Raw genomic sequence first — 25,536 nt, forward strand, 5'->3', positions numbered from 1 at the left:
CCAGCCATGCTTTCCAGATGCACCACGTGATTCCTTGATAACACGGCTGGAAGCGGCCAGACAAGCGACTTTGCCATATAGTGGTGCAAATGGCGGCGAATAGTCGGTAAAGCGTCAGTTTCACGCCGCAATCGCCCTGCTGCGGTGCAGCAACGTTTGACTCTATAGATCAAAGCCAACTATAATCCCGTGTCTTTGCGTGTGTAGATTTTTTTGGGAACCTGGCAATTGAGCGATTCACAACAAAGTATTGCCAAGCCCGTCTACAAAGTAGTTGCCTTGCAGTTAGCAATCGTGATCAGCTTTGCCACGCTCACCGTGTTTTTCGGTGGTAGTGTGAGAGGCTGGTCCGCCGCATGCGGCGGTGCGATCGCCGTCGCTGGCAGTCTGGCGTATGCCTTGCTGGTGGTTCGCGGTAGTAGCGACGCCAAAAAGGCTTTTCGCGCGCACTTGCGTGCGGAAATGGTGAAAATATTTATTACAGCGGTGCTGTTTATATTGGCACTGGTGTTGTTTCAGTCGGCCGCCTGGTTATGGCTGATCTTGGGTTTCGCGGTGGCAACCTTAGCATACTGGTTTTCATTGCTCGCTGTTTAATCATTGGTTTTGGGGCCTGTTGTGCTCTGAAACGACAAATCTAAATTCATTATGACCACAGAACACGCTATTGAAGCGGGCCATGCTGCCCCGGCCAACGCCACAGAATACATCAGCCACCATTTGGCCCACTTGAAAAGCGCCGATGGCGCCTTCAACCTGGACACCTTCTGGGTGTCTGCCATCATGGGCTTTGTTTTCCTTGCCGTTTTCTACATGGCTTCGCGCCGTGCGACGGCCGGTGTTCCTGGCAAACTGCAAAACTTCGTCGAAATGATCATGGAAATGGTCAATGAGACTATTAATGGGGCCTTCCACGCAAAAAGCAAGATCATCGCGCCGCTGGCCATCACGATTTTCGTGTGGGTCTGGTTGTTGAACGCCATGGACTTCTTGCCGGTGGATCTGCTGCCGACGGTGTTGAGCTGGTTTGGCGTGCACAAGCTGCGCGTGGTGCCGACCGCCGACGTGAACCATACTTTTGCGATGTCGTTCTCGGTCGTTCTGTGCATTATCGCGTTTTCCGTCAAGGCCAAGGGCCTGGGCGGCTGGATCAAGGAATTGTTTACCGCGCCTTTCCATGCAAGTGGCATCATCGGCACGATCTTGTTGGCACCAGTTAATTTCTTGCTGCAAATGGTTGAGTTGGTTGCAAAACTGATCTCCCTGTCGCTGCGACTGTTCGGCAATATGTATGCCGGCGAGCTGATTTTCATCTTGATCGCGTTGTTGCCTTGGTGGGCACAGTGGGCGTTGGGTGGTCCATGGGCAATTTTCCATATCTTGATTGTAACTTTGCAAGCTTTTGTGTTTATGGCGTTGACGGTTGTGTATCTGAGCCTTGCGGTTGAGAAACATTAATCAGCAACTTTATATTTTGTTTTTTTAGTATCTTTCGTTTTTAAATTTAGGAGAATTTTATGCAAGCTCTGATCGCACAAGTACAAAGCATGACCGTTCTGGCAGCAGCAATCATCATCGGCCTGGCCGCAATCGGCACCGCTCTGGGCTTCGCTATTCTGGGTGGCAAATTCCTGGAAGCTTCGGCACGTCAACCAGAACTGATGCCACAACTGCAAACCAAACTGTTCGTTATCGCTGGTCTGCTGGATGCTATCTCGATGATCGGCGTTGGTATCGCTCTGCTGTACACGTTCGCTAACCCGTTCCTGTCCGCTCTGACGGCTGTTGCTCAGTAATTCGCTCCAACCCTAGGAGAAACTTTTAGTTAGGAGCAAAGGTATGGACATCAATATGTCGCTCATCGGCCAGATGATCACCTTCGCGGTGTTGGTCTGGTTCTCGATGAAGTTCGTATTTCCAGCGCTGAACACAGCGCTGGATGAGCGTGCCAAACGAATCGCGGATGGATTGGCTGCGGCCGATCAAGGTCAGGCTTCGATGGCTGTCGCTGAAAAGCGTGCGCAAGAGGCATTGAACAGTGCACGTGAAGAAGCGTCGCAACGCGTTGCGGACGCTGAAAAGCGCGCGCAGCTGGTTGCTGAAGAGATCAAGCAAAATGCACAAGCTGAAGCGGCGCGTATCATTGCGCAAGCCCAGTCGGACGCGGAACAGCAACTGTCGAAAGCACGCGAACAATTGCGCGCTCAGGTGGCTGACCTGGCTGTCAAGGGTGCCGAGCAGATCTTGAAGCGTGAAGTCAACGCTACGGCTCACGCCGAAATGTTGCAGCGTCTTGCTGTCGAGCTGTAATCATGGCAGAACTCGCAACCGTCGCCCGTCCCTACGCGGAAGCTTTGTTCCGCGTAGCCCAAGCTGGTAAGGAGTCAAGCAACCTCGCGGCGTGGTCCGAACTGGTGTCCGAACTGGCACAGATCGGTAGCCACCCCGAGGTACAGGCGTACGCGCGCAATCCGAAAGTTTCGGAAAGCGACGTCGCCGCCACCATCCTGTCGTTGTTGAAATCGCCGCTCAATGAAGAAGTCAAAAACTTCGTCACGTTGTTGATCGAAAATGGCCGCATCAGCCTGCTGCCGGAAATCGGCGCGCAATTCCATGCCTTGAAAAATGGTCTGGAAGGTGCGGCTGACGCCGAGATCACGAGCGCTTTCGATCTGAGCGAAGGCCAAACGGCCGAGCTGGTCGCAACGCTGGAAAAGAAATTCAGTCGTAAGCTCAACCCTGCCGTCACAGTGGATCCATCGCTGCTCGGCGGCGTGCGCGTGGTTGTTGGCGACCAAGTGCTCGATACCTCGGTGCGCGCCAAGCTGCAGCAACTGCACGCTGCATTGGTGTCGTAAGACACGCGCTTCGGCAGGCCAGCTAAGACAGACCCTTACCCCTCGCGCAAGCTGAGAGAAACACTTTTAGGAGTTAGTATGCAACTCAACCCATCTGAAATCAGCGAGTTGATCAAGAGCCGGATCCAAGGTCTTGACGGCGGCGCTGAAGTGCGTAATCAAGGCACGGTTATTTCCGTCGCCGACGGTATCTGCCGCATCCACGGTTTGTCGGACGTGATGCAAGGCGAGATGCTGGAATTCCCAGGCAACACGTTTGGTCTGGCAATGAATCTGGAACGCGACTCCGTCGGTTCCGTGATTCTGGGTGCCTACGAGCACATCTCCGAAGGCGACACGGTGAAATGCACCGGCCGCATTCTGGAAGTGCCAATTGGTCCTGAGCTGCTCGGCCGCGTTGTCAACGCGCTGGGTCAGCCAATCGACGGCAAAGGCGCCATCGACACGAAACTGACGGCCGCGATTGAAAAAATCGCTCCGGGCGTGATCGCCCGTGAGTCCGTTTCGCAACCAATGCAAACCGGCCTGAAGTCGATCGATGCGATGGTTCCAGTTGGCCGCGGCCAGCGCGAACTGATCATCGGCGACCGTCAAACCGGCAAGTCGGCTGTGGCGATTGATGCGATCATCAATCAAAAAGGCCAGGGCATGAAATGTATCTACGTCGCGATTGGCCAAAAAGCCTCGTCGATCAAGAACATCGTGCGCTCGCTGGAACAGCACGGCGCGATGGAATACACCATCGTTGTCGCCGCTTCCGCTTCGGAATCGGCCGCCATGCAATACATCTCGCCGTACTCCGGTTGCGCCATGGGCGAATACTTCCGTGACCGCGGTGAAGATGCACTGATCGTCTACGATGATCTGTCCAAACAAGCTGTTGCATACCGTCAAATCTCGCTGCTGCTGCGCCGTCCACCAGGTCGCGAAGCATACCCAGGTGACGTGTTCTACCTGCACAGCCGCCTGCTGGAACGCGCAGCACGCGTGAACGCCGACTACGTCGAGAAGTTCACCGACGGCGCCGTCAAAGGCAAGACCGGTTCCCTGACGGCACTGCCGATCATTGAAACGCAAGCTGGCGACGTGTCCGCATTCGTTCCAACCAACGTGATTTCGATTACCGACGGTCAGATCTTCCTGGAAACCTCGCTGTTCAACGCCGGTATCCGTCCTGCAATTAACGCCGGTATTTCCGTATCGCGCGTCGGTGGCGCCGCCCAGACCAAGGTCATCAAAAACCTGTCCGGTGGTATCCGTACCGACTTGGCGCAGTACCGTGAATTGGCCGCGTTTGCGCAGTTCGCATCGGACCTGGACGAGTCGACCCGCAAGCAGCTGGACCGTGGTGCCCGCGTGACGGAATTGCTCAAGCAAGCCCAGTACTCGCCACTGTCGATCTCGCTGATGGCCGTATCGCTGTTCTCGGTGAACAAAGGCTTCATGGACGACGTGCCAGTCAAGCAAGTGCTGTCGTTCGAAGCTGGTGTCCACGCTTACATGAAGACCAAGCAAGCTGCTCTGCTGGCCAAGATCGAAGAAACCAAGCAACTCGACAAAGACAGCGAAGCAACTCTGTCGGCGGCCATTGCTGATTTCAAGAAATCCGGCGCATATTAAGCGGCCAGGCGGCGCCCACCTCGAGTGAGGCGCCGCCCTACGCGCAGAAGGAGTAAGGACTCATGGCATCAAGCAAAGAGATACGAGGCAAGATCAAGAGCGTAGAGAATACGAAGAAGATCACCAAGGCGATGGAAATGGTCGCCGCGTCCAAAATGCGCAAGGCGCAAGACCGGATGCGGGCCGCTCGTCCCTATAGTGACAAGATTCGGAATATCGCCGCCAATCTGGCGAATGCCAATCCGGAATACACGCACCCGTTCCTGGCAGCTGCCCAGGGTACGCAAGCGAAGGCAGTGGGTTTCATCGTTGTCACGACCGACAAGGGTCTGTGCGGCGGCATGAACACCAACATCCTGCGCCAGGTGACGAGCAAGTCGCGCGAGCTGGAAGCAGCTGGCAACCGGATTGAAGCAGTTGCCATCGGTAACAAGGGTTTGGGTTTTTTGAATCGCATCGGCGTCAAGATCGTCGCTTCTGCCATTCAAACTGGTGATACGCCCCACCTGGACAAATTGATCGGACCTGTCAAGGTCATGCTCGAAGAGTTCCAGGCAGGCAAGCTCGACGCAGTGTACCTGTGCTACACCAAATTCATCAACACGATGAAGCAGGAACCAGTGGTCGAACAGTTGCTGCCCCTGACGGCTGACAAGATGGTCGCCGACAAGAGCGCACACTCGTGGGATTACATCTACGAGCCGGATGCGCAAAGCATCATCGACGAATTGCTGGAGCGCTATGTAGAAGCGCTGGTGTACCAGGCAGTCGCGGAGAATCTGGCGTCCGAGCAATCGGCACGGATGGTCGCGATGAAAGCTGCAAGCGACAACGCGGGTAGTGTGATCGGCGAACTGAAGCTGATCTACAACAAGACCCGCCAAGCTGCGATTACCAAAGAACTCTCCGAAATCGTCGCCGGTGCGGCTGCGGTTTAAACGAATTTAACTATATTGAAGGAACGAACATGGCTGATGGCAAAATCGTTCAGTGTATCGGCGCTGTGGTGGACGTTGAGTTTCCCCGCAACGCGATGCCTAAGGTATTTGATGCCTTGAAGATGGCAGGCTCGGAACTGACCCTGGAAGTACAACAGCAGTTGGGCGACGGCATTGTCCGTACCATTGCACTCGGCACGTCCGATGGCTTGCGTCGCGGCATGATGATCCAGAATACCGGCAAACCTATCATGGTGCCAGTCGGTAAAGCAACCCTGGGTCGCATCATGGACGTGCTGGGTAACCCGATTGACGAATGCGGCCCAGTGTCGCACGAGCAAGTCGCGTCGATCCACCGCACCGCTCCTGCATACGACGAACTGTCGCCATCGCAAGAACTGCTGGAAACCGGCATCAAGGTGATCGATCTGGTTTGTCCGTTTGCAAAAGGCGGTAAAGTTGGTCTGTTCGGCGGCGCTGGCGTAGGCAAGACCGTCAACATGATGGAATTGATTAACAACATCGCCAAAGCGCACAGCGGCGTGTCCGTGTTCGCCGGTGTTGGTGAGCGTACGCGTGAAGGTAACGACTTCTACCACGAGATGGCTGACGCGAAAGTGGTCGATCTGGAAAATCCAGAGAACTCCAAGGTAGCGATGGTCTACGGTCAGATGAATGAACCGCCAGGTAACCGTCTGCGCGTTGCGCTGACCGGCCTGACGATCGCTGAATCGTTCCGTGATGAAGGCAAGGACGTTCTGTTCTTCGTCGACAACATCTACCGCTTTACGCTGGCTGGTACCGAAGTATCGGCACTGCTGGGCCGTATGCCGTCGGCTGTGGGTTACCAACCGACCCTGGCTGAAGAAATGGGCCGTCTGCAAGAGCGTATCACGTCGACCAAGACCGGTTCGATCACCTCGATCCAGGCCGTCTACGTTCCAGCCGATGATTACACCGATCCATCGCCTGCTACCACGTTTGCTCACTTGGATTCGACCGTTGCGCTGTCGCGTGACATCGCTTCCCTGGGTATCTACCCAGCCGTGGACCCACTCGATTCGACCTCGCGTCAGCTCGATCCGTTGATCGTTGGTCAAGAGCACTATGACACCGCGCGTGCCGTGCAAACGACCCTGCAACGCTACAAAGAATTGCGCGACATTATCGCGATTCTGGGTATGGACGAGCTGGCACCGGAAGACAAACTGCTGGTCGCCCGTGCACGTAAGATGCAGCGTTTCCTGTCGCAGCCTTTCCACGTCGCTGAAGTCTTTACCGGCGCGCCTGGTAAATACGTTTCGCTCAAAGACACGATCAAGGGCTTCAAAATGATCGCTTCGGGCGAACTCGATCACCTGCCGGAACAAGCGTTCTACATGGTCGGCACGATCGAAGAAGCAATCGAAAAAGCCAAGAAACTTAACTAAGTTAAGTCTGGGCCTAACCCCGCCCCTCAGAAGGCGGGGTTCTTCAACCCGATAGGACACACATGGCACACACAATTCACGTTGACGTGGTTTCCGCTGAAGAACTGATTTTTTCAGGCGAAGCAGAATTCGTCGCGTTGCCGGGTGAACAGGGCGAGCTGGGTATCTACCCACGCCACACGCCGTTGATTACCCGCATCCGTCCGGGCGCGGTCCGCATCAAGGTAGTCGGCCAGGCTGAAGAAGAGTTCGTCTTCGTTGCCGGCGGCCTGCTGGAAGTGCAACCGGATACCGTGACCGTCCTGGCCGATACCGCAATCCGCGGTCACGACCTGGATGAAGCGAAAGCGCTGGAAGCGAAGAAGTTGGCGGAAGAAAATATCCACAACAAGGATTCGGGCATCGACTACGCGCAAGCGCAAGCCGAACTGGCCAGCGCGATTGCGCAGCTGGCAGCGATCCAGAAGCTGCGCAAGCATTAATTTGCTCGCACGCAGTAAAACAAAAAGGCAGCCTGCGGGCTGCCTTTTTTTTTCAGCAAACCGATTTCAGTCAAAATTAGCGGCGCTTGTCCTTTCCCCTTTCCAGTCCCGCCTTCAATATCGTCTTCCACTTGGCGCGCGCGGCAATGCGCTCGAGCGGCGTTGCCTCGCCACGGCGGGCGTCGCGCAGCAGCTTGTGATAATTGCGCAGGCGGTCCGCATCGACGGCGCCGCGCACTGCGCAACCGGGTTCGCTCGCGTGCCGGCAGTCGCGGAACTGGCAGGTGGACGCCAGTGCCGCGATGTCGTCAAACGTGGCCGCCAGGGTCTGCGCATCGGCATCGGCCTGCCAGCTGCGCAAGCCCGGCGTGTCGATGATGCAGGCGCCGTCCGCGCACTGGTGCAGCGAGCGTGCCGTCGTCGTATGCCGGCCACGGCCATCACCATGGCGCACAGCATCGGTTGCCTGCCCGGCCGTACACAGGGTATTGGTCAGGCTGGACTTGCCGGCGCCCGATGAACCGAGCAGCACCAGGGTCTGGCCGGCGCCCAGCCAGGGTTCCAGGATGGCCACGTCATACGCGTGGCGCGTATCGACGGCAAACAGCGGCACGTGCTGCGGCAGGCGCTGTTTCAGCTGCGCCAGTTTGCCGGCGACGTCGTCGGCCACGTCGGCCTTGCTCAGCACCACCACAGGCGTCACTTGCGCCGCCAGCACGATGGCCAGATAGCGCTCCAGGCGGCGCGGATTAAAATCCCCGTCCAGTCCCATCACCAGCAGGGCCGTATCGACATTGCTGGCAAGTACCTGGCGCCGGCCGTCATTGCCGCGCCTGGCGATTTGCGTGACTGGGGATAAGTGCGCCGTTATCCACAGCGTGCCGTGTGCATCGTGTTCGGCGGCGACCCAGTCGCCGACCGTGAGGACGTCGTCCTGCGCCTGCAGCTCGTGCAGCAGGCGTGGCAGGATCTGCGCCGGGTGTTCCAGGATGCCGTCGTGCACGCCGATGCTGTCGCGATGCACGGCGCTCACGCGCAGCAGCTGCGCGGCGGGGGAAGATAAGTCGAGTTGGGTGGCTGCGCCGGCGATGGCCTGCTGCAGCCCGATAAGGCGTAGTTGCGCAAAATCGAATGCGATCATGGTAGCGTGATTCCAGATTCTGTCGTCCGCGTGCGGACGTGAAGCCTGCGCGTGCAGGCACAGCCAGTCGCGATGACTGGCACGAAAGAAGGGGAACGTCGGCTACGCGATCACGCGTATGAAGAAGAGCGGGCTAAGGGTCTTAGCCGGGAAAGACAGTGATCAGGCAGCCGACAGCACGGCAGTATCCGAATGGCGCATATTGTCACCTCCTGAGGTGTGAGGGAAAACGCCAGTGTGCCAGCGGCGTACGCCGCCGTCAATGGACGGTGTGGCTCAGCTGCACATGCCGTACGCCTGGCGCTCGGGGAAATAGCGGTACGTAAACGTGCGCACCGGGTAGCGCTTGCCGGCGACGAGCATGTCGGGCATCGACAGATCGAAGCGCTGCGGCAGCTGGCGCGGCAGTTGCAGGCGCAAGCGCCACTGGGTTTCGGCGCTCGAACCCACGGCGGAAAACATGATGGGCAGTGTGTCGATGACGTCGACCATCTCCGCCTTGCGGCTCACGCCGCGCTGGTAAATGGTGAGTATCTTGGCTTCGGCGAACGGTGCTTGTTTCGGTTCTTCCAGCAGGAAGGACAGGCGCGTAAAACTGGCTTGGGTACCGACGGGCAAGGTAAAAATCAGCGCCAGCTCCGTACCGCCTTCCTTCAAGGTGACGGGGGGCGTGGCATACACGCTGATACCGCGCGGCAGCGCGAAACGCGAGCCCTCCGTCCAGGTCTTGCACTCGGGCGTGGTAGCCTGGTACAGGCTGGGCGCCGTGTAGTCGTCGCAGGCGGAAACCAGCAGCAGCAGGGGCAGGGCGAGGAGGGCGGAACGGTGCATGGGAGTCAAGGTTGGAGGATCAGCCGACAGTGTAAGCGATCGCCACGCGATCCACCAGCGACGCCAGGCCTACCCTGGCGGGGCGCGCCGCACGGACTGCAGCTGGCAGTGCGCCGCCTGCAGCGCGTTCTGGATGACGTCGAGCGCCAGCTGCGGCTGCGCCGCGCCGCACATGAAGATGTCCACGGCGGCAAAGCTGCATTCCGGCCAGGTGTGGATGGAAATGTGCGATTCGGCCAGCAGCACCACGCCGGTGACGCCCTGGCCTGCGCCAAAGCTGTGGAAATGGCTGTGCAGCACCTGCGCGCCTGCCGTAGTGGCCGCTGAGCGCAGCAGGCGTTCGAGCGCGGCGCCGTCGCGCAGGCGTTCCGGCGCGATGCCGGACAAGTCGGCCAGCAGATGGATGCCCAGGGGCAGATGCGGTGTGGCGGTCATGCTTATTTGTGGCTGCCGCCACTGGAGCCGCCGCCATAGCTGCCGCCGCCGCTGCCCGTGCGCGAACTCCAGCTGCTGCTGCTGCTGCTGCCGGCTACCTTGAACATGCGCACCCAATTGGCGGCCGTGACGGAAAACGTCACCATCAGGGCATAGATCACGTACTTACTCATGGAGGATTCTTTGCATTCTTGTCGAGGAAAACGGCGGGCAGGAACAGCGCCAGGCAGCCCAGCAAACTCCACATCAAGGTGCTGGAAAACGAGACAAACATGGGGATCGCATTCAGGACCAGCACGATGACGATGAAGACCTTGGCGATGCCACGGTGGCTCAGTTTCGTATTTTGTACCTTGGCGCCGCCATGGAAGGCGGCGCCGAACCAGGCGGCCATCTGGTCATAGGCGACGGGCACGGAGCGCGACCACGTCATTTCCTCGCCGGTGAGCTCCGCCGCCAGCTTGGTCTGACCCTGTTCGAATTCATAGACGCGCGTGCTGTCGCCGACGGCCACCTTCCAGTTGAAGGCGCCCGCCGCGTAGACAACCTGCGAGCCGTAGTCGTACAGTTTGCGATAGGTGGCGCCATCGAGCGTGCAGGTAGCGGCGTCCAGCGAGGCCCAGTTGGGCCAGTTCGGCAGCACGTTCGAGCGCGACCAGCCGTCGTCCGTCTCCACCAGCCAGAAAAAACCGGCGCGCGCGCTGAACAGCAGGTATTCGTTCCACTGACTACCCTCGTCGTCGGCGCGGCGCATCATGCCGATCACCGTAAAGTCGGCATTGCTGATCTTTGCGCTGGCGCCCAGCTCCAGCGTGATGTCGGCGTTGTCGTGCACCTGTTTGCCGATGGCCAGCACTTGCGCTTCCGGGCCGCTGGCGTCGAGCTGCGCGTGGCAGGCGGGACACACCAGCTGCGCCGCCGCGCCGGGCACATACTTGATGCCGCTGCCGCAGGACGGGCAGTCGAGCGCATCGAGCTTGCCGCGGTACTTGCCGGCGCTTTTGGCGATGGCGTCGTCGTCGCGCAGCAGCTGGCACTGCAAGCCATCCAGGGTGACGGCGACGCCCTGGTAGACGACCGGGTGCGGGCCATCCGTGTAGTCGAGCGTGACAAAGCTCGCGTAGTTGCGGAAGTCCGCCACCTGGATGCGCCAGCCGGCGCCCACCTTGAACGGCAATTCTCCCTGGCCGGCGATGCATTCGGCATTGCGGATCTCGGCCGCCGTGTACGGCTCGCCGCAGAGCGTATAGCGCTTGCCTGGCGCCAGCTCGCCAAAGACGGGCAGGGCGTCTTGCGTGCTGCGCTCACGCGTCAGGGTGTACAGGCCGGACGAGTCGCCCAGCCAGGCCGTGCTGGCGTCGTCGAACAGCAGATACCACTCGTTCCACGTGCCGGCGCTGTAGCGCTGCTGGATGCGCCCGACGACGGTGAAGTGCAGGCCGTCATAGACGCCGGCCGTGCCGATCTGGATCGGTGTATAGTCTTCCAGGACGGCCGACATCTTGCCCACGTCCCTGACGGAATCGGCGTCCTTGAGGATGGTGCTGTGGCAGTACTCGCACACGGCGAGCACGGAAGCGTGCGAGCGGAAGCGGACTTCCGCGCCGCAGCTGGGACAGGAAACAGTTTGCATGCAGTCGTATTTCGCTCTAATCAGCCGATCAGTTTCTTCAGCAGTTCCGCTTTCGCGCCGTCATAGTCGGCCGGCGATATGAGGCCCTTGTCCAATAAACCCTTGAGCTTTTCCAGGCGCGCCTCGATCGGTTCCTCGGCAGGGGCCGGTGGCGCCACCGGAGCCGGTGCCTGCTGCTGCAGCGCACCGCCCATGCTTTGCGCCATCACCTGGCCGATCGACAGCCCGGCGCCGAGTCCCGCGCCGATGCCGGCCATGCCGCCTTCGTTCTGTGCCGCCAGCGGGATCGCGTTGGCCACCTGGAATTTGGTGTAGCCGCTCATCTTGTCGGCGCCCAGCCCGCCCTTCATGCCGGCGGAAATACGCTCGTCGAGCGCCGCCTGCAATTCCTCGGGCAGGCTGATGCTGGCCACGTTGAATTCATCGAGGCCCACGCCATAGCGGGCAAACGCCTGCGCCAGGCCATCTTTGACCTCTTGCGCCATCAGCGCCTGGTTGGCCGCCATGTCGAGGAAGGGCACATTCGCGCCGCCCAGCGAGCTGGCCATGCTCGACATCAGAATGCCGCGCAACTGGTCTTCCACCTCGTCGCGCGTATAGATTTCGCGCGTGCCGCTGATCTCGGTGAAGAAGGTGCGGGCGTCGGCGATGCGGTACGAATACATGCCGAAGGCGCGCACGCGGATCATGTCGAAATCCTTGTCGCGGATGGTGATCGGCTGCGGCGTGCCCCATTTGCGGCCCGTCTGCACGCGGGTGCTGAAGTAATACACGTCCGACTTGAAGGGCGAGTCGAACAGCTTGTCCCAGTTTTTCAGGTTGGTCAGCAGCGGTAATGTCTGCGTCGTCAGCTTGTGCGTGCCGGGGCCGAAGACGTCGGCGATCTTGCCTTCATTGACGAAGACGGCGACCTGCGATTCGCGCACATTCAGGATGGCGCCGTTCTGGATCTCGAAATCCTGCATCGGAAAACGCCAGGCCAGTACGCCTTCCGTTTCTTCGTTCCACTGCAGTACGTCGATAAACTGCTTCTTGATAAAGCTGCCGAGGCTCATGATGGATATCCTTGAATAAGATAAAACGGTGTCAGGAAATGCAGGCGGCGTTGATGGCGCCGATCGACAGGGAAATGGCGCCCAGCAGGCCGCCGAAGGCGCTGTTGTTCGATTCGATCTGGTCCTTCGACATGCGCAGCAGGCGCGTGGTGACCACATAGGCGAGCAATTGCACCACCATGGCGCCGAAGGCCCAGGCGAAGAACTGCTGGTAGTCGGCCGTATGCATCAGGGACGAGGCGATGGTAGCGGAAAAGCCCAGCAGCGCGCCGCCCAGCGACAGCGCCGCCGCCTGGTTGCCCTGGCGAATCAGCAGCACTTCGTTATACGGCGTGACGCGCGTGTAGATGATAAAAAATACAATCAACAGCCCGGCGGCCAGTAAAAGATGGATCAGATAGTTTAGGATGGCGGGCACGGCTTTCCTCGCAATGAGTATTTGATAACGTCAACGCATATTAGAACAAAAAAAGTCCAATGAACAAAAAGATTCTGATCTTGTCCGTCTTCGTGGTTGCCTCCTGCGGCCTCGCGTATGAGCTGATCGCCGGCGCCATGTCCAGCTACCTGCTCGGCGACTCCATCTTGCAGTTTTCCACCATTATCGGCTGCTACCTGTTCGCCATGGGTGTGGGCGCTCACTTTTCCAAGTATGTAAAGGACGACGACGTGCTCTCGCGCTTCGTCGACATCGAGCTGGCCGTGGGCCTGATCGGCGGCTTGTCGGCCGCCATCCTGTTCATGACGTTTTCGTGGATGGCGGCGCCATTTCGCACCTTATTGTATGTGATGGTGTTCCTGATCGGCGCACTGGTCGGCATGGAAGTGCCGCTGGTGATGCGTGCCCTCAATTCGCGCCAGACGGAATTTAGTGAACTGGTCAGCCGCGTACTGACCTTCGATTACCTGGGCGCGCTGGCAGTTTCGCTGCTGTTCCCGCTGGTGCTGTCGCCGTATCTGGGACTGGTGCGTACGGGCTTTTTGTTCGGCATGCTCAACGTGGGCGTGGGCCTGTGGACGATTTACGTGTTCCGCGCCGAGCTGAAGAACCTCACCGGGCGCTTCCTGCGCGCCTGCGTCGTGCTGCTGCTGCTGATCGTCGGCTTTGCCATGTCGGACCGCATGGTGGCCTGGGGCGAACATGGCCTGTTCGGTGACCAGATCGTGTATTCCACCACCACGCCCTACCAGCGCCTGGTGATCACGCGCTGGAAGGACGATACGCGGCTGTACATCAATGGCAACCTGCAGTTTTCCTCGCGCGACGAGTACCGCTACCACGAAGCGCTGGTGCACCCCGTGCTGGAAGCCTTGCCATGGGCGCGCCGCGTGCTGGTGCTGGGCGGCGGCGATGGCCTGGCGCTGCGCGAAATCCTGCGCTATCCGAATATCGAACACGTCACCGTGGTCGACCTTGACCCCGCCATGACGGCCGCGTTTACCACGCGCCCGGAACTGGCAAAGCTGAATAACAATTCGTTCTCGGACAAGCGCGTCACCGTCGTCAATGCCGATGCCGCCGTCTGGCTGCGCAACAACGGCGACATGTTCGACGCGGCCATCGTCGACTTTCCCGATCCGTCCAGCTTCGCGCTCGGCAAGCTGTATTCCGTGCCCTTCTACGACCTGGTGAAAAAACACCTGGCGGCCAAGGGCTTGATGGTGGTGCAATCGACGTCGCCTTTCTTTGCCCCACACGCCTACTGGACCATCAATGCGACCCTGCGCGAAGTGGGCATGCGTACCTGGCCCTACCACGCCTATGTACCCTCGTTCGGCGAATGGGGTTTTATCCTGGCTTCACCCCAGCTTGACTACACACCGCCGACGACATACCGCCTGCCGATGCGCTACCTGAATGCGGACACCACGCGCGAAATGTTCATCTTCCCGCCCGACATGCAGCCGCTGCCGATGGCGCCGAATCGCCTCAACACCCAGTCGCTCGTGCATGAATTCGAGCAGGACTGGAACCGGGTGATTCGCTGATGCAGCGCCGCTCCTTCATGCTGTGGGCTGCCGGTGGCGCGGCGGCGGCCGCCGCCGGCATCGGCAGCATTGCCGCGTATCTGCGCTGGCAGGAGATCACGCCCAAGGTGCTGTATCCGGGCCGCAGCGAGGGACACTATTTGCGCACGCTGCTGCGCGAGCACACGGCGCTGCCGGCGCCCTCGGCAACCATCACCACGGATGTCGCCATCCTCGGTTCCGGCATCGCCGGCCTGACGGCGGCGTGGCGCCTGAACAAGCTGGGGCACCAGGATTTCCTGATGGTCGATGGCCCGCAGCCGTATGGCAACGCGGCCGGCGGGCAGTTCGGCGAGCTGGCCTATCCGACCGGTGGCCATTATTTGCCGCTGCCTTCACCCGAATCGACCCACGTGCGCGAGATCCTGTTCGACCTGGGGATTATCCAGCGCGACCCGCAGGCGGAAAAGCCGTACTACGACGAGCGCTATATCCTGCACGCGCCGGAAGAACGATTGCTGTTCAACGGCCTGTGGCAGGATGGCTTCATTCCCACCGAAGGCGTGCCGCCTGCGGAACTGGCGCAGCACGAACGCTTCTTTGCCGAGGTGCGGCATTTGCGTCAGGCGCGCGGCAACGATGGCAAGCGCGTCTTCGTTTTCCCTACCGTGGAATCGTCGCAAGACCCGGCCTGGCAGGCGCTCGACGCCATCACCTTGAAGCAGTGGATGGAGCGCGAAGGCTATACCTCGCCCACCCTGCACTGGTATCTGAATTACTGCTGCCGCGACGACTATGGCACGCGCTACGATCAGGTGTCGGCCTGGGCCGGCCTGCATTACTATTGCAGCCGCTGGGGGCAGGCGGCGAATGCGGGCAATGGCGCCTGGCTGACCTGGCCCGGCGGCATGCAGCCAGTCGCCACGGCCATGGAGCAGGCCTCAGGCGTCAAACGTCATGCGGGCACGGTGGTTTCCGTGCAGACGACAGACCAGGGCGTGGAAGCGCTGTGCCTGGAACTGGTCGACGGCCAGCCACGCACCTACCTGGTCAAGGCACGCAAGGCCATCTGCGCCATGCCCTTGTATGTGGCGGCGCGCGTGGTGCCGGACATTGCCAGCTACGGCTTTGACGCGAAGCGCGATACGCCCGCGTATGCGCCATGGATGGTGGCGAACTTTTTACTGAAACGCTTTCCCGACGAACTGCCGCATGCACCACTGTGCTGGGATAACGTGGTGTACCAGGAACCGGGCCTCGGCTATGTCGTCTCGACCCACCAGGATATCCGCGTGCGTCCGCCCGAGAAAACCGTCTTCAGCGCCTACGTGGCGCTGTCCGACCGCACGCCGCAGCAAGCGCGCAAATGGCTCGATACGGCCACGCCCGAAGAATTGCTGGCGCTGGCCAGCGTCGACCTGAAAACGGCGTATGGACGCGATTTCGCCAGCTGCGTCGAGCGCGTCGACATTACCGTGCGCGGCCACGCCATGGCCGCACCGTTACCGGGATTTCGCAGCAATGCGGGCTTGAAGGCCTTGCGTGAACATGACGGTGCCATCCTGTTCGCGCATGCCGATCTGTCGGGCTTTTCCGTGTTCGAGGAAGCGGCGTGGTGGGGGGATAGGGCAGCGCGATTGGCGGCTAACGTCTGACATAAGCTACTGCGCGTCGCAATTTGCGGCCTGCGATGCTCACTGCCTCGGCGGCCCCATGCTAAAGCACAGCTGCGCTTCTTAGCCCCAACTTGCTGCCGCTCGCTACGCTTTTGTCCGACGTTATATATAAAAAGGCCGGCGCGAACGCCGGCCTGAGCCCCCTAAGGCTCGAACCGGTCTACTTGTTCTTGTTGATCACGTCGATGAACACGGCCGCCAGCAGCACCAGGCCCTTGATCACCTGCTGGTAATCGATGCCGATGCCCATGATGGACATGCCGTTGTTCATCACGCCCATGATGAAGGCGCCGATCACGGCTCCCATCACCTTGCCCACGCCGCCCGAGGCCGAGGCGCCGCCGATGAAGCAGGCGGCGATCACGTCCAGCTCGAAACCCGTGCCCGCCTTTGGCGTGGCCGTGTTCAGGCGCGCCGCGAAAATCAGGCCGGCCAGCGCGGCCAGCATGCCCATGTTGACGAAGGTGTAGAAACTGACCCGTTCCGTCTTGATGCCGGACAGGCGCGCCGCCTTCTCGTTGCCGCCGACGGCATACACGCGGCGGCCCAGCACGGTGCGGTTGGTGATGAAGGTGTAGGCGACGATCAGCAGCGACATCACGGCCAGCACGTTGGGAAAACCGCGGTACGACGCCAGCAGGTAGCTGAAATACACCATCACGGCGGCGAAGATGGCGTTTTTCAGCAGGAAGAAGGCGCGCGGCTCGTTTTCCATGCCGTGTTTCAGTTGCTTGGCGCGGCTGCGCAGCGAGGTGATGATCAGCGCCGCGGCGGCGATCACGCCCAGCAGCAGCGACAAGCCGCGCAGATTCTCTCCGCCGAACGGATCGGGCAGGAAGCCCGAGCTGAGCATCTGGAAGCCTTCCGGGAAGGGGCCAACCGACTGGCCTGCCAGCAGCGCCAGGGTCAGGCCCTTGAACACCAGCATGCCGGCCAGCGTGACGATAAACGACGGGATCTTGAAGAAGGCGACAAAATAGCCTTGCGCGCCGCCGATGACGGCGCCGGCCAGCAGGCAGACGATGCTGGCCGCGACAAAGTTCATCTGGTAGTTGACGATCAGGACGGCCGCCAGCGCGCCGACGAAGCCGACCACGGAGCCGACGGACAAATCGATATGGCCGGCCACGATGACCATCAGCATGCCCAGCGCCATGATGACGATGTAGCTGTTTTGCAGCACCAGGTTCGTCAGGTTCAGCGGCTGCATCAGGGTGCCATCGGTCATGTACTGGAAAAAGCCCATGATGACGATCAGGGAGAGCAGCATGCCGTAGTCGCGCATATTGTTCTTCAAGAAGCCGGCATAGCTTTTCGCTTGCGGCGCGGCCGCTGGCGCTGCTGCTGCTGCTGCTGCCGGCGCGCCCGCTGTCAATTTATTGTCCATTGTTTTCTCCGTGTGTAACGATCGCGCGCATGATGCGCTCCTGCGATGCTTCTGCCGCGCTCAGTTCTGCCGCGAAGCGGCCTTCGTTCATGACATAGATCCGGTCGCACATGCCCAGCAATTCCGGCATTTCCGAGGAAATCATGATGATGCATTTGCCTTCGGCGGCCAGCTCGCTGATGATGCTGTAGATCTCGTACTTGGCGCCCACGTCGATGCCGCGGCTCGGTTCATCGAGGATCAGGATGTCGGGGCGCGAAAACAGCCACTTCGCCAGCACCACTTTCTGCTGGTTGCCGCCGGACAGATTGACTACCTTCTGCGCCACGCTCGAGCAACGGGTCTTGAGCTTGCGGCGGAACTCCTCGGCCACGCCGAATTCACGCTGCTCGTCGATCACCATGTGCTTCGAAATCGCATCCAGGTTGGCCAGGCTGGTGTTCTTCTGGATGTCTTCCTCGAGGATCAGGCCCAGCCCCTTGCGGTCTTCCGTGACATACGCGAGGCCGTGGGCGATCGCCTTGCCGATGGTGCTGACGTCGATTTCCTGGCCATTCTTGAGCACCGTGCCGCTGATGCGCTGGCCGTAGGCGCGTCCGAAAATGCTCATCGCCAGTTCCGTGCGCCCGGAGCCCATCAAGCCGGCGATGCCGATGATTTCGCCTTTTTTGGCGTGCAGGTTGATGCCCTTGATGACGGGGCGGTCGGCATGTTCGGGATGGAAGACGCGCCAATCGCGCACCTCGAAAATGGTCGCGCCGATGCTGGGCGTACGCGGCGGATAGCGGTCGGCCATCTCGCGCCCGACCATTTTTTCGATGATGCGGTCTTCGCTGACGGGCTCGATGCGGCAGTCGAAACTGTCGACCGTGTTCCCATCGCGCAGCACCGTGATGGCATCGGCGACTCTTGAAATTTCATTGAGCTTGTGCGAGATCAGGATCGACGCGATGCCCTGGGCTTTCAGGCCCAGCAGCAGGTCGAGCAGGGCCGCGCTGTCGCTTTCGTTCAGGCTGGCCGTTGGCTCGTCGAGGATCAGCAGCTTGACGTCCTTGCACAGCGCCTTGGCGATTTCGATCAGCTGCTGCTTGCCTACGCCCAGGTTGGTGATCAGGGTGTCCGGGGACTCTTTCAGGCCGACTTTGTGCAGCAGTTCGCGCGTCTTCGTTTGCGCGTATTCCCAGTCGATGACGCCCATATGGGCAGGTTCGTTGCCGAGGAAGATATTCTCGGCGATCGACAGCTGGGGCACCAGCGCCAGTTCCTGGTGGATGATGATGATGCCGATTTCTTCGCTGTCCTTGATGCCGCGGAAGTGCCGCGTCTGGCCCAGGTAATCGATGTCGCCCGTATAGCTGCCATGGCCGTAGACACCGCTCAGCACTTTCATCAGGGTCGATTTGCCGGCGCCGTTTTCGCCGACGATGGCGTGGATCTCGCCGCTGCGTACCCGCAGGTTGACATTGTCGAGCGCCACGACGCCCGGGAATGTTTTGCGTATCCCGCGCATTTCCAGGATAGTGTTCGTCATATAACCTCTCTGGCACGGCCGCGCTGGTCGGCGCCGGTCGTGCGGCAGTCTTGTTCTTGATCGTGCATGAAGCGAAAGGCCCGGCAGCGCCGGGCCTTCAGTACCGTCGATGCTTATTTCACTTGCGCTTCCGTGTAGTAGCCGCTGCCGGTGACGAGCACCTGCTTCCAGTTCGCCTTGTCGACGGTGACGGGTTTGAGCAGATAGGACGGCACGACTTTTACGCCGTTGTTGTAGGTCTTGGTATCGTTGACGGTCGGTACCTTGCCCGACATCATGGCGTCGACCATGTTCGCCGTCACCTTGGCCAGTTCGCGCGTGTCCTTGAACACGGTCGACGCCTGTTCGCCGCGGATGATCGATTTCACCGACGGGATCTCCGCATCCTGGCCCGTGACGACGGGGAACGGTTGTTTCGGCGTGCCGTAGCCGACGCCCTTGAGCGAGGACAGGATGCCGATGCTCAAGCCGTCATACGGCGACAGCACGGCGTCGACACGCGCATTGCCGTAGTAGGCGCTGAGCAGGTTGTCCATGCGCGCCTGGGCCACGGCGCCATCCCAGCGCAGGGTGGCTACCTTTTCCATGCCCATCTGCTTCGAGCGCACCACCAGCTTGCCGCTGTCGATGTACGGTTTCAGCACCGACAGCGCGCCGTTGTAGAAGAAGTGCGCGTTGTTGTCGTCGGCCGAGCCACCGAACAGTTCGATATTGAACGGACCCTTGCCTTCCTTGAGTTTCAGCGCCGATTCGATATAGCCCGCTTGCAGCACGCCGACCTGGAAGTTGTCGAAGGTGGCGTAGTAATCGATGTTTTTCGTGCCGCGGATCAGACGGTCATACGAGATGACCTTGATGCCCTTGTCGGCCGCCTTTTGCAGCACGTTCGACAAGGTGGTGCCGTCGATGGCGGCGATCACCAGCACCTTGGCGCCCTTGGTGATCATGTTTTCCACCTGCGCCAGCTGGTTCGGGATATCGTCGTCGGCAAACTGCAAGTCCGTCTTGTAGCCGCGCTCCTTGAATACCTTGACCATGTTGTCGCCATCGGCGATCCAGCGCATGGACGACTTGGTCGGCATCGAGATGCCGATCGCGCCCTTGTCGGCGGCACTAGCCACAGGCATTACCGCCATGCCGGAGATGGCCAGCGCCAGGCTCGCGGTCAGCATTTTCATTGTTGTTTTCATTTCAGGTCTCCACCGTCTTCGATAGTTGAATGTGCCAGGGCCGTCGTCCCAGTGGGCGGGCTCCGTGCGGATGGCCGATTGCAGGCCACGGCTGATACTAGTTTGTCCATCCATCCCTCACCAATCACTTTTTTCGCATAGGCGATATCCAAAACGGTATCGATCAGCCAATTGATGCAATGCGCCATTGCGCCCGTTTCCGCCTGCTGACAGGGCGGAAACGGGGGCCGGGCGGCGGCTTTTTTTGGTGCGCTGCAATACCAATAATCATCATTCAATTTGGTGATTTTCGTAATTGCGGCGACACAGGGCGGCGCGCAGAATCGGTCCGGACTTGAAGACCGGCCATCCCGTCACGACCTTTTGAAAGCTTGCCATGCAGCCGATTTCCCCCGCTTCCCTGTTGCCCGCCGACCTGGCGCAGGCCCTCCTTATCGGCCGCATCTGGCGTGACGGACCCTGCGTCGTCGCCGTGCGCGGCGGCGAAGTGGTCGACCTCACGCAGACGGTAGCGACGGTGGCCGAGCTGTTCGAGCGCAGCGATGCGCTCGATATCGCCCGCCATGCGCCCGGTATCGCGCTCGGCTCCGTGCAGGCGCTACTGGCGCAGGCGCTGGCCGCACCGGCAGGTGAGCCGCTGCTGCTGGCGCCGTGCGACCTGCAGGCCGTCAAGGCCTGTGGCGTGACCTTCGCCGTCAGCCTGCTCGAACGGGTGATCGAAGAGCAGGCGGGCGGCGACGCGGCACGCGCCGCGAGCCTGCGCACTGCGCTGCAAACGACCCTGGGCGGCGACTTGTCGGCCCTGAAACCGGGCTCGGAGGCGGCGCAGCGCCTGAAACAGCAGCTGCAGCAGCGCGGCGCTTGGTCGCAATACATGGAAGTGGGCATTGGCCCCGATGCGGAAGTGTTTACCAAGGCGCAGCCGATGTCGTCGGTGGGCTGCGGCGCGCAGGTGGGCTTGCTGCCATCGTCCGCCTGGAACAACCCGGAGCCGGAGATCGTCCTGGCCGTCAACAGCCGCGGCGAGGTGCTGGGGGCGACCCTGGGCAACGACGTCAACCTGCGCGATATCGAAGGGCGCAGCGCCCTGTTGCTGGGCAAGGCCAAGGACAACAACGGCTCCTGCGCCATCGGCCCCTTCATCCGCCTGTTCGATGAACACTTCACGCTCGACTCCGTGCGCCAGGCCGAAGTGTCGCTGTTGATCGAAGGCGCGGACGACGGCTTTGTGCTCGAAGGCGCCAGCTTCATGCGCGAGATCAGCCGCGACCCGCTCGACCTGGTGCGCCAGACGGCGGGCCAGTACCACCAGTATCCGGACGGTTTCATGCTGTTCCTGGGCACCATGTTCTCACCCGTGAAGGACCGTGGCGCACAGGGCGGCGGCTTCACGCACCATCTGGGCGACCGCGTGACGATTGCCAGCGCCGCGCTGGGCGCGCTGGTCAACGACGTGCAGCGCTGCGATGCGATCCCTCCCTGGACGTTCGGCGTGCGCGCGCTGTACCGGAACCTGGCCCGTCGCGGTTTGCTTTGATTCCAATTTTTTAAAAGAGAGACACCATGCAGCATGCAACTTACCCCAGCCTGGCAGGTCAGCGCGTCATCATCACGGGCGGCGGCACCGGCATCGGCGTGGCCATCGTCGAGGCGTTCGCGCGCCAGGGCGCCCACGTCACCTTTCTCGACATCGCCCGCGAGGCGTCGCTGGTGCTGCAGGACAAGCTGGCGCACCTGCCGCAGCCACCCGTTTTCCGCTATTGCGACCTGACGGACCTGGCAGCCCTGGCCGCCACCTTCGCCGATATTGAACACAGCGCGGGCGCCACGGATATCCTTGTCAACAACGCCGCCAATGACGACCGCCACCAGTTGCAGGACGTCACGCCCGCGTACTGGGACGAGCGCATCGCCGTCAACCTGCGCCACCAGTATTTCTGCGCCCAGGCAGTGGCGCCGGCCATGCGGGCCAAGGGCAGCGGCGTGATCCTCAACCTGGGCTCGATTTCCTGGCACCTGGCGCAGGCGAACCTGTCGATCTACATGACGGCGAAAGCCGGCATCGAGGGTCTCACGCGCGGCCTGGCGCGCGACCTGGGCGTCGACGGCATCCGCGTCAACTGCATCATTCCCGGCGCCGTGCGTACGCCGCGCCAGGAGCGGCTGTGGCATACGCCGGAAGCGGAAGCGCTGATCCTGCAGGGACAATGCCTGCAGACGCGCGTGGAGCCGGAAGACGTGGCGGCGCTGGCGCTGTTCCTGGCGTCGGACAATGCGGCCAAGTGCGCCGGCCGCGAATACTATGTCGACGCAGGCTGGTACGGCGCATGAGCGACCTGAAAATTCCGCCATCGACCGCACCGCGCCGCTTCCGCTCGCAGGACTGGTTCGACAATCCCGAGCACATCGACATGACGGCGCTGTACCTCGAGCGCTTCATGAACTACGGCATTACGGCCGAGGAGCTGCGTTCAGGGCGGCCCATCATCGGCATTGCGCAAAGCGGCAGCGATATCAGTCCCTGCAACCGCATCCACCTGGAATTGGCGCAGCGCGTGCGCGACGGCATCCGCGACGCGGGCGGGATCCCGATGGAGTTCCCGCTGCACCCGATCTTCGAGAACTGCCGCCGTCCCACGGCCGCGCTGGACCGCAACCTCGCGTATCTGGGCCTGGTGGAAATCCTGCATGGCTACCCGATCGACGCCGTGGTGCTGACCACGGGCTGCGACAAGACCACGCCGGCCCAGCTGATGGCCGCCGCCACGGTGGACATTCCCGCCATCGTGCTGTCGGGCGGTCCCATGCTCGATGGCTGGATGGACGGCGAACTGGTCGGTTCCGGCGCGGCCATCTGGAAGGGCCGCCGCCAGCTGTCCGCCGGCTTGATCGACAACGACAAATTCCTGCAGATCGCCGCCGCCTCTGCGCCGTCGGCCGGCCACTGCAACACCATGGGCACGGCATCGACCATGAATGCGCTGGCCGAGGTGCTGGGCATGTCCCTGACGGGCTGTTCGGCCATCCCCGCGCCGTACCGCGAGCGGGGCCAGATCGCCTATGCCACGGGGCGCCGCATCGTCGAGCTGGCGCATGACGACGTGCGCCCGTCGAGCATCCTCACGCGCGAGGCCTTCCTGGACGCCATCATCGTCAACGCGGCCATCGGCGGCTCGACCAACGCGCAGCCGCATTTGATGGCCATGGCGCGTCACGCGGGCGTGGCATTGCACTCGAGCGACTGGATGGAACACGGTTACGACGTGCCGCTGCTGTTGAACATGCAGCCGGCCGGGAAGTATCTGGGCGAGCGCTTCCACCGCGCCGGCGGCGTGCCCGCCGTGATGTGGGAGCTGCAGCAGGCGGGCCTGCTGCATGCCGAGCGGCCCACCGTCACGGGCCAGAGCATGGCGCTAAACCTGGCGGGCCGTGAAAGCGCGGACCGCGAGATGATCCGCCCGTTTGCCGCGCCGCTGAAGGAAAAGGCCGGTTTCATGGCCTTGCAGGGCAATCTGTTCGACTTCGCCATCATGAAGACCAGCGTGATCTCGCCCGCTTTCCGCGAGCGCTACCTGTCGCGTCCCGGCAGCGAAGGCGTGTTCGAGGCGCGCGCCATCGTCTTTGACGGGTCAAACGACTACCACGCGCGCATCAACGACCCGGCCCTGGCGATCGACGACAGCTGCATGCTGGTCATGCGCGGCGCCGGCCCCGTGGGCTGGCCCGGTTCGGCCGAAGTGGTCAACATGCAGCCGCCCGATGCGCTGCTCAAGGCCGGCATTTTGAACCTGCCGACCCTGGGCGACGGGCGCCAGTCGGGCACCTCGGACAGCCCCTCGATCCTGAACGCGTCGCCGGAAAGCGCCGTGGGCGGCGGCCTGGCGCTGCTGCGCACGGGCGACATCATCCGCGTGGACTTGAACGCGGGCCGTTGCGACATGCTGGTCGAGGCACAGGAGCTGGCGCGCCGCGCGCAAGAACTGCCGCCGCCCGTCAACGACAGCGCCACGCCGTGGCAAGAGATCTACCGCGCCAGCGTGGGCCAGCTGGAAACGGGCGCCTGCATGGAGCTGGCGCTGAAATACCGCGCCGTGGGCCAGACCCTGCCACGCCATAACCATTAGCAGGCAGGTCGGGGTAGGTCGGGTTAGCGCTCTGCGCGTAACCCGACACCACCACAGACATAAAATTTTTCAGCAGCACCCGTAGTGAAAAAACGTTGTTAATAAAATCCACAAGGAGACACACAATGAACAAGATCATCAGTGCAGCCATCATGACCGCCATGCTGGCATTGAGCAGCAGCGCCGCCCTGGCTGATGCGAAAAACCCGAAGATCGGCTTTTCCATCGACGATTTGCGCGTGGAACGCTGGACGCGCGACCGCGATTTCTTCATCGCCGCCGCCGAAAAACAGGGCGCCAAGGTCTTCGTGCAGTCGGCCGACGCCAGCGAGCAGCGCCAGATTTCGCAGATCGAAAACCTGATTTCGCGCGGCGTGGACGTGCTGGTGATCGTGCCGTTCAATGCGACTGTGCTCAACAACACCGTCAAGGAGGCGAAAAAGGCCGGCATCAAGGTGCTGTCGTATGACCGATTGATCCTGAATGCCGATATCGACGCGTATATCTCGTTCGACAACGAGAAAGTGGGCGAGATGCAGGCCGAAGGCGTGACCAAGCTGCAGCCAAAGGGCAATTACTACCTGCTGGGCGGCTCGCCGACCGACAACAATGCCAAGATGCTGCGCGAAGGCCAGATGAAAGTACTCAAACCGTTCATCGACAAGGGCGACATCAAGATCGTCGGCCAGCAGTGGGTGAAGGACTGGAGCGCCACCGAAGCGCTGTCCATCGTGGAAAACGCGTTGACGGCCAACGGCAACAAGATCGACGCCATCGTCGCCTCGAACGACGGCACGGCCGGCGGCGCCATCCAGGCCCTGGCTGCGCAAAAGCTCGCTGGCAAGGTGCCCGTCTCGGGCCAGGATGCCGACCTGGCGGCGGTGAAACGGGTGATCGCCGGCACGCAGTCGATGACCGTCTACAAGCCGTTGAAAACCATCGCTTCGGAAGCGGCCAAGCTGGCCATCCAGCTGGCGCGCAATGAAAAGCCGGCCTACAACTCCAGCTATGACAACGGCCTGAAAAAGGTCAGCACGGTGCTGCTGAAACCAACGCCCCTGACCAAGGCGAATGTGAACATTCTCGTCGATGACGGCTTCTATACCAAGGCGCAGCTGGGTAATTAAGTCCCTCGAGAATATTGGACGTAGGTCGGATTAGCGTAGCGTAATCCGACATCCGCCGGCTCCGGAAAACGCTGGTGGTGGTGTCGGCTTACGCGCTGCGCGCTAAGCCG

At 61.1% G+C, this 25,536-nt stretch carries 26 protein-coding genes; 15 read left to right on the forward strand and 11 right to left on the reverse strand.

Annotated elements, in window-relative coordinates; all coding sequences use genetic code 11:
* The first annotated feature begins 228 nt into the window (after positions 1-228).
* The 9 genes from FJQ89_RS18695 to FJQ89_RS18735 all read left to right on the forward strand — a co-directional run bounded on the left by FJQ89_RS18695 (position 229) and on the right by FJQ89_RS18735 (position 7,328).
* Complete coding sequence (locus FJQ89_RS18695) at positions 229-597, forward strand: ATP synthase subunit I (protein WP_100875073.1); 369 nt, start codon at positions 229-231, stop codon at positions 595-597.
* A 51-nt stretch (positions 598-648) separates the two neighbouring features.
* Positions 649-1,458, forward strand: a complete 810-nt coding sequence (gene atpB / locus FJQ89_RS18700; RefSeq protein ID WP_071080010.1) for a F0F1 ATP synthase subunit A — start codon at positions 649-651, stop codon at positions 1,456-1,458.
* 59 nt (positions 1,459-1,517) lie between these two features.
* Positions 1,518-1,796 (forward strand): F0F1 ATP synthase subunit C, encoded by a 279-nt coding sequence (gene atpE / locus FJQ89_RS18705; RefSeq protein ID WP_071080009.1) that lies wholly within the window; start codon positions 1,518-1,520, stop codon positions 1,794-1,796.
* A 43-nt stretch (positions 1,797-1,839) separates the two neighbouring features.
* Positions 1,840-2,310, forward strand: coding sequence for a F0F1 ATP synthase subunit B (locus FJQ89_RS18710; RefSeq protein ID WP_099761157.1), 471 nt, complete (start codon positions 1,840-1,842; stop codon positions 2,308-2,310).
* Positions 2,311-2,312: 2 nt separating this feature from the next.
* Complete coding sequence (locus tag FJQ89_RS18715; RefSeq protein WP_071080008.1) at positions 2,313-2,858, forward strand: F0F1 ATP synthase subunit delta; 546 nt, start codon at positions 2,313-2,315, stop codon at positions 2,856-2,858.
* A 78-nt stretch (positions 2,859-2,936) separates the two neighbouring features.
* On the forward strand, positions 2,937-4,478 hold the full coding sequence (gene atpA / locus FJQ89_RS18720; protein WP_071080007.1) for a F0F1 ATP synthase subunit alpha: 1,542 nt from the start codon (positions 2,937-2,939) through the stop codon (positions 4,476-4,478).
* A 62-nt stretch (positions 4,479-4,540) separates the two neighbouring features.
* Positions 4,541-5,416: a F0F1 ATP synthase subunit gamma gene (gene atpG / locus FJQ89_RS18725; RefSeq protein WP_141171262.1), complete on the forward strand. Its 876-nt coding sequence runs from the start codon at positions 4,541-4,543 to the stop codon at positions 5,414-5,416.
* A 29-nt stretch (positions 5,417-5,445) separates the two neighbouring features.
* Positions 5,446-6,846, forward strand: a complete 1,401-nt coding sequence (atpD, locus tag FJQ89_RS18730; protein ID WP_071080005.1) for a F0F1 ATP synthase subunit beta — start codon at positions 5,446-5,448, stop codon at positions 6,844-6,846.
* A gap of 62 nt (positions 6,847-6,908) precedes the next feature.
* Positions 6,909-7,328, forward strand: a complete 420-nt coding sequence (locus tag FJQ89_RS18735; RefSeq protein ID WP_065307860.1) for a F0F1 ATP synthase subunit epsilon — start codon at positions 6,909-6,911, stop codon at positions 7,326-7,328.
* A 76-nt stretch (positions 7,329-7,404) separates the two neighbouring features.
* Here FJQ89_RS18735 and rsgA read toward each other — a convergent pair whose 3' ends face one another.
* From rsgA to FJQ89_RS18765, 7 genes are all read right to left on the reverse strand, one after another.
* Positions 7,405-8,469, reverse strand: a complete 1,065-nt coding sequence (gene rsgA / locus FJQ89_RS18740; RefSeq protein WP_141171263.1) for a ribosome small subunit-dependent GTPase A — start codon at positions 8,467-8,469, stop codon at positions 7,405-7,407.
* 276 nt (positions 8,470-8,745) lie between these two features.
* On the reverse strand, positions 8,746-9,300 hold the full coding sequence (locus FJQ89_RS18745; protein WP_141171264.1) for a hypothetical protein: 555 nt from the start codon (positions 9,298-9,300) through the stop codon (positions 8,746-8,748).
* A 69-nt stretch (positions 9,301-9,369) separates the two neighbouring features.
* On the reverse strand, positions 9,370-9,735 hold the full coding sequence (gene speD / locus FJQ89_RS18750; RefSeq protein ID WP_141171265.1) for an adenosylmethionine decarboxylase: 366 nt from the start codon (positions 9,733-9,735) through the stop codon (positions 9,370-9,372).
* Between the two features lie 2 nt (positions 9,736-9,737).
* The gene (locus FJQ89_RS28090) at positions 9,738-9,908 is read right to left on the reverse strand and encodes a hypothetical protein (protein WP_168208483.1); all 171 of its coding nucleotides are present in this window, start codon (positions 9,906-9,908) and stop codon (positions 9,738-9,740) included.
* A complete protein-coding gene (locus FJQ89_RS18755) occupies positions 9,905-11,368 on the reverse strand; it encodes a DUF4178 domain-containing protein (RefSeq protein WP_141171266.1) in 1,464 nt (487 codons plus the stop codon). Before FJQ89_RS18755 ends, FJQ89_RS28090 begins: the two co-directional genes overlap by 4 nt.
* A gap of 20 nt (positions 11,369-11,388) precedes the next feature.
* Positions 11,389-12,423: an SPFH domain-containing protein gene (locus FJQ89_RS18760; protein WP_141171267.1), complete on the reverse strand. Its 1,035-nt coding sequence runs from the start codon at positions 12,421-12,423 to the stop codon at positions 11,389-11,391.
* 31 nt (positions 12,424-12,454) lie between these two features.
* Entirely contained in the window at positions 12,455-12,841 is a 387-nt protein-coding gene (locus tag FJQ89_RS18765) for a DUF350 domain-containing protein (protein ID WP_070313122.1), read from the reverse strand.
* Between the two features lie 59 nt (positions 12,842-12,900).
* On the opposite strand from FJQ89_RS18765, the gene FJQ89_RS18770 reads away from it, so the two are divergent.
* Together FJQ89_RS18770 and FJQ89_RS18775 are read left to right on the forward strand one after the other, a co-directional pair.
* On the forward strand, positions 12,901-14,412 hold the full coding sequence (locus FJQ89_RS18770; protein ID WP_141171268.1) for a polyamine aminopropyltransferase: 1,512 nt from the start codon (positions 12,901-12,903) through the stop codon (positions 14,410-14,412).
* Positions 14,412-16,046, forward strand: a complete 1,635-nt coding sequence (locus FJQ89_RS18775) for an FAD-dependent oxidoreductase (RefSeq protein ID WP_141171269.1) — start codon at positions 14,412-14,414, stop codon at positions 16,044-16,046. The genes FJQ89_RS18770 and FJQ89_RS18775 overlap by 1 nt, the downstream gene beginning before the upstream one ends.
* Positions 16,047-16,227: 181 nt before the next feature.
* Here the strand turns inward: FJQ89_RS18775 and mmsB are convergent, their stop codons facing one another.
* The 4 genes from mmsB to FJQ89_RS18795 form a co-directional block, all read right to left on the reverse strand.
* The gene (gene mmsB, locus FJQ89_RS18780) at positions 16,228-17,454 is read right to left on the reverse strand and encodes a multiple monosaccharide ABC transporter permease (protein ID WP_141171270.1); all 1,227 of its coding nucleotides are present in this window, start codon (positions 17,452-17,454) and stop codon (positions 16,228-16,230) included.
* A complete protein-coding gene (mmsA, locus tag FJQ89_RS18785; RefSeq protein WP_071079996.1) occupies positions 17,444-18,985 on the reverse strand; it encodes a multiple monosaccharide ABC transporter ATP-binding protein in 1,542 nt (513 codons plus the stop codon). Before mmsA ends, mmsB begins: the two co-directional genes overlap by 11 nt.
* A 113-nt stretch (positions 18,986-19,098) precedes the next feature.
* A complete protein-coding gene (chvE, locus tag FJQ89_RS18790; protein ID WP_226939565.1) occupies positions 19,099-20,121 on the reverse strand; it encodes a multiple monosaccharide ABC transporter substrate-binding protein in 1,023 nt (340 codons plus the stop codon).
* Positions 20,122-20,171: 50 nt separating this feature from the next.
* On the reverse strand, positions 20,172-20,453 hold the full coding sequence (locus FJQ89_RS18795; protein ID WP_141171271.1) for a hypothetical protein: 282 nt from the start codon (positions 20,451-20,453) through the stop codon (positions 20,172-20,174).
* 98 nt (positions 20,454-20,551) lie between these two features.
* On the opposite strand from FJQ89_RS18795, the gene FJQ89_RS18800 reads away from it, so the two are divergent.
* From FJQ89_RS18800 to xylF, 4 genes are all read left to right on the forward strand, one after another.
* On the forward strand, positions 20,552-21,712 hold the full coding sequence (locus tag FJQ89_RS18800) for a fumarylacetoacetate hydrolase family protein (protein ID WP_141171272.1): 1,161 nt from the start codon (positions 20,552-20,554) through the stop codon (positions 21,710-21,712).
* A 26-nt stretch (positions 21,713-21,738) separates the two neighbouring features.
* A complete protein-coding gene (gene xylB / locus FJQ89_RS18805) occupies positions 21,739-22,506 on the forward strand; it encodes a D-xylose 1-dehydrogenase (RefSeq protein WP_141171273.1) in 768 nt (255 codons plus the stop codon).
* Positions 22,503-24,299 (forward strand): IlvD/Edd family dehydratase, encoded by a 1,797-nt coding sequence (locus FJQ89_RS18810; protein WP_141171274.1) that lies wholly within the window; start codon positions 22,503-22,505, stop codon positions 24,297-24,299. The genes xylB and FJQ89_RS18810 overlap by 4 nt, the downstream gene beginning before the upstream one ends.
* Before the next feature lie 152 nt (positions 24,300-24,451).
* Positions 24,452-25,426, forward strand: coding sequence for a D-xylose ABC transporter substrate-binding protein (xylF, locus tag FJQ89_RS18815; protein WP_099764341.1), 975 nt, complete (start codon positions 24,452-24,454; stop codon positions 25,424-25,426).
* Positions 25,427-25,536: the final 110 nt, after the last annotated feature.

The organism is Janthinobacterium tructae (genome assembly GCF_006517255.1).
Taxonomy (GTDB): Bacteria; Pseudomonadota; Gammaproteobacteria; order Burkholderiales; family Burkholderiaceae_D; genus Janthinobacterium; species Janthinobacterium tructae.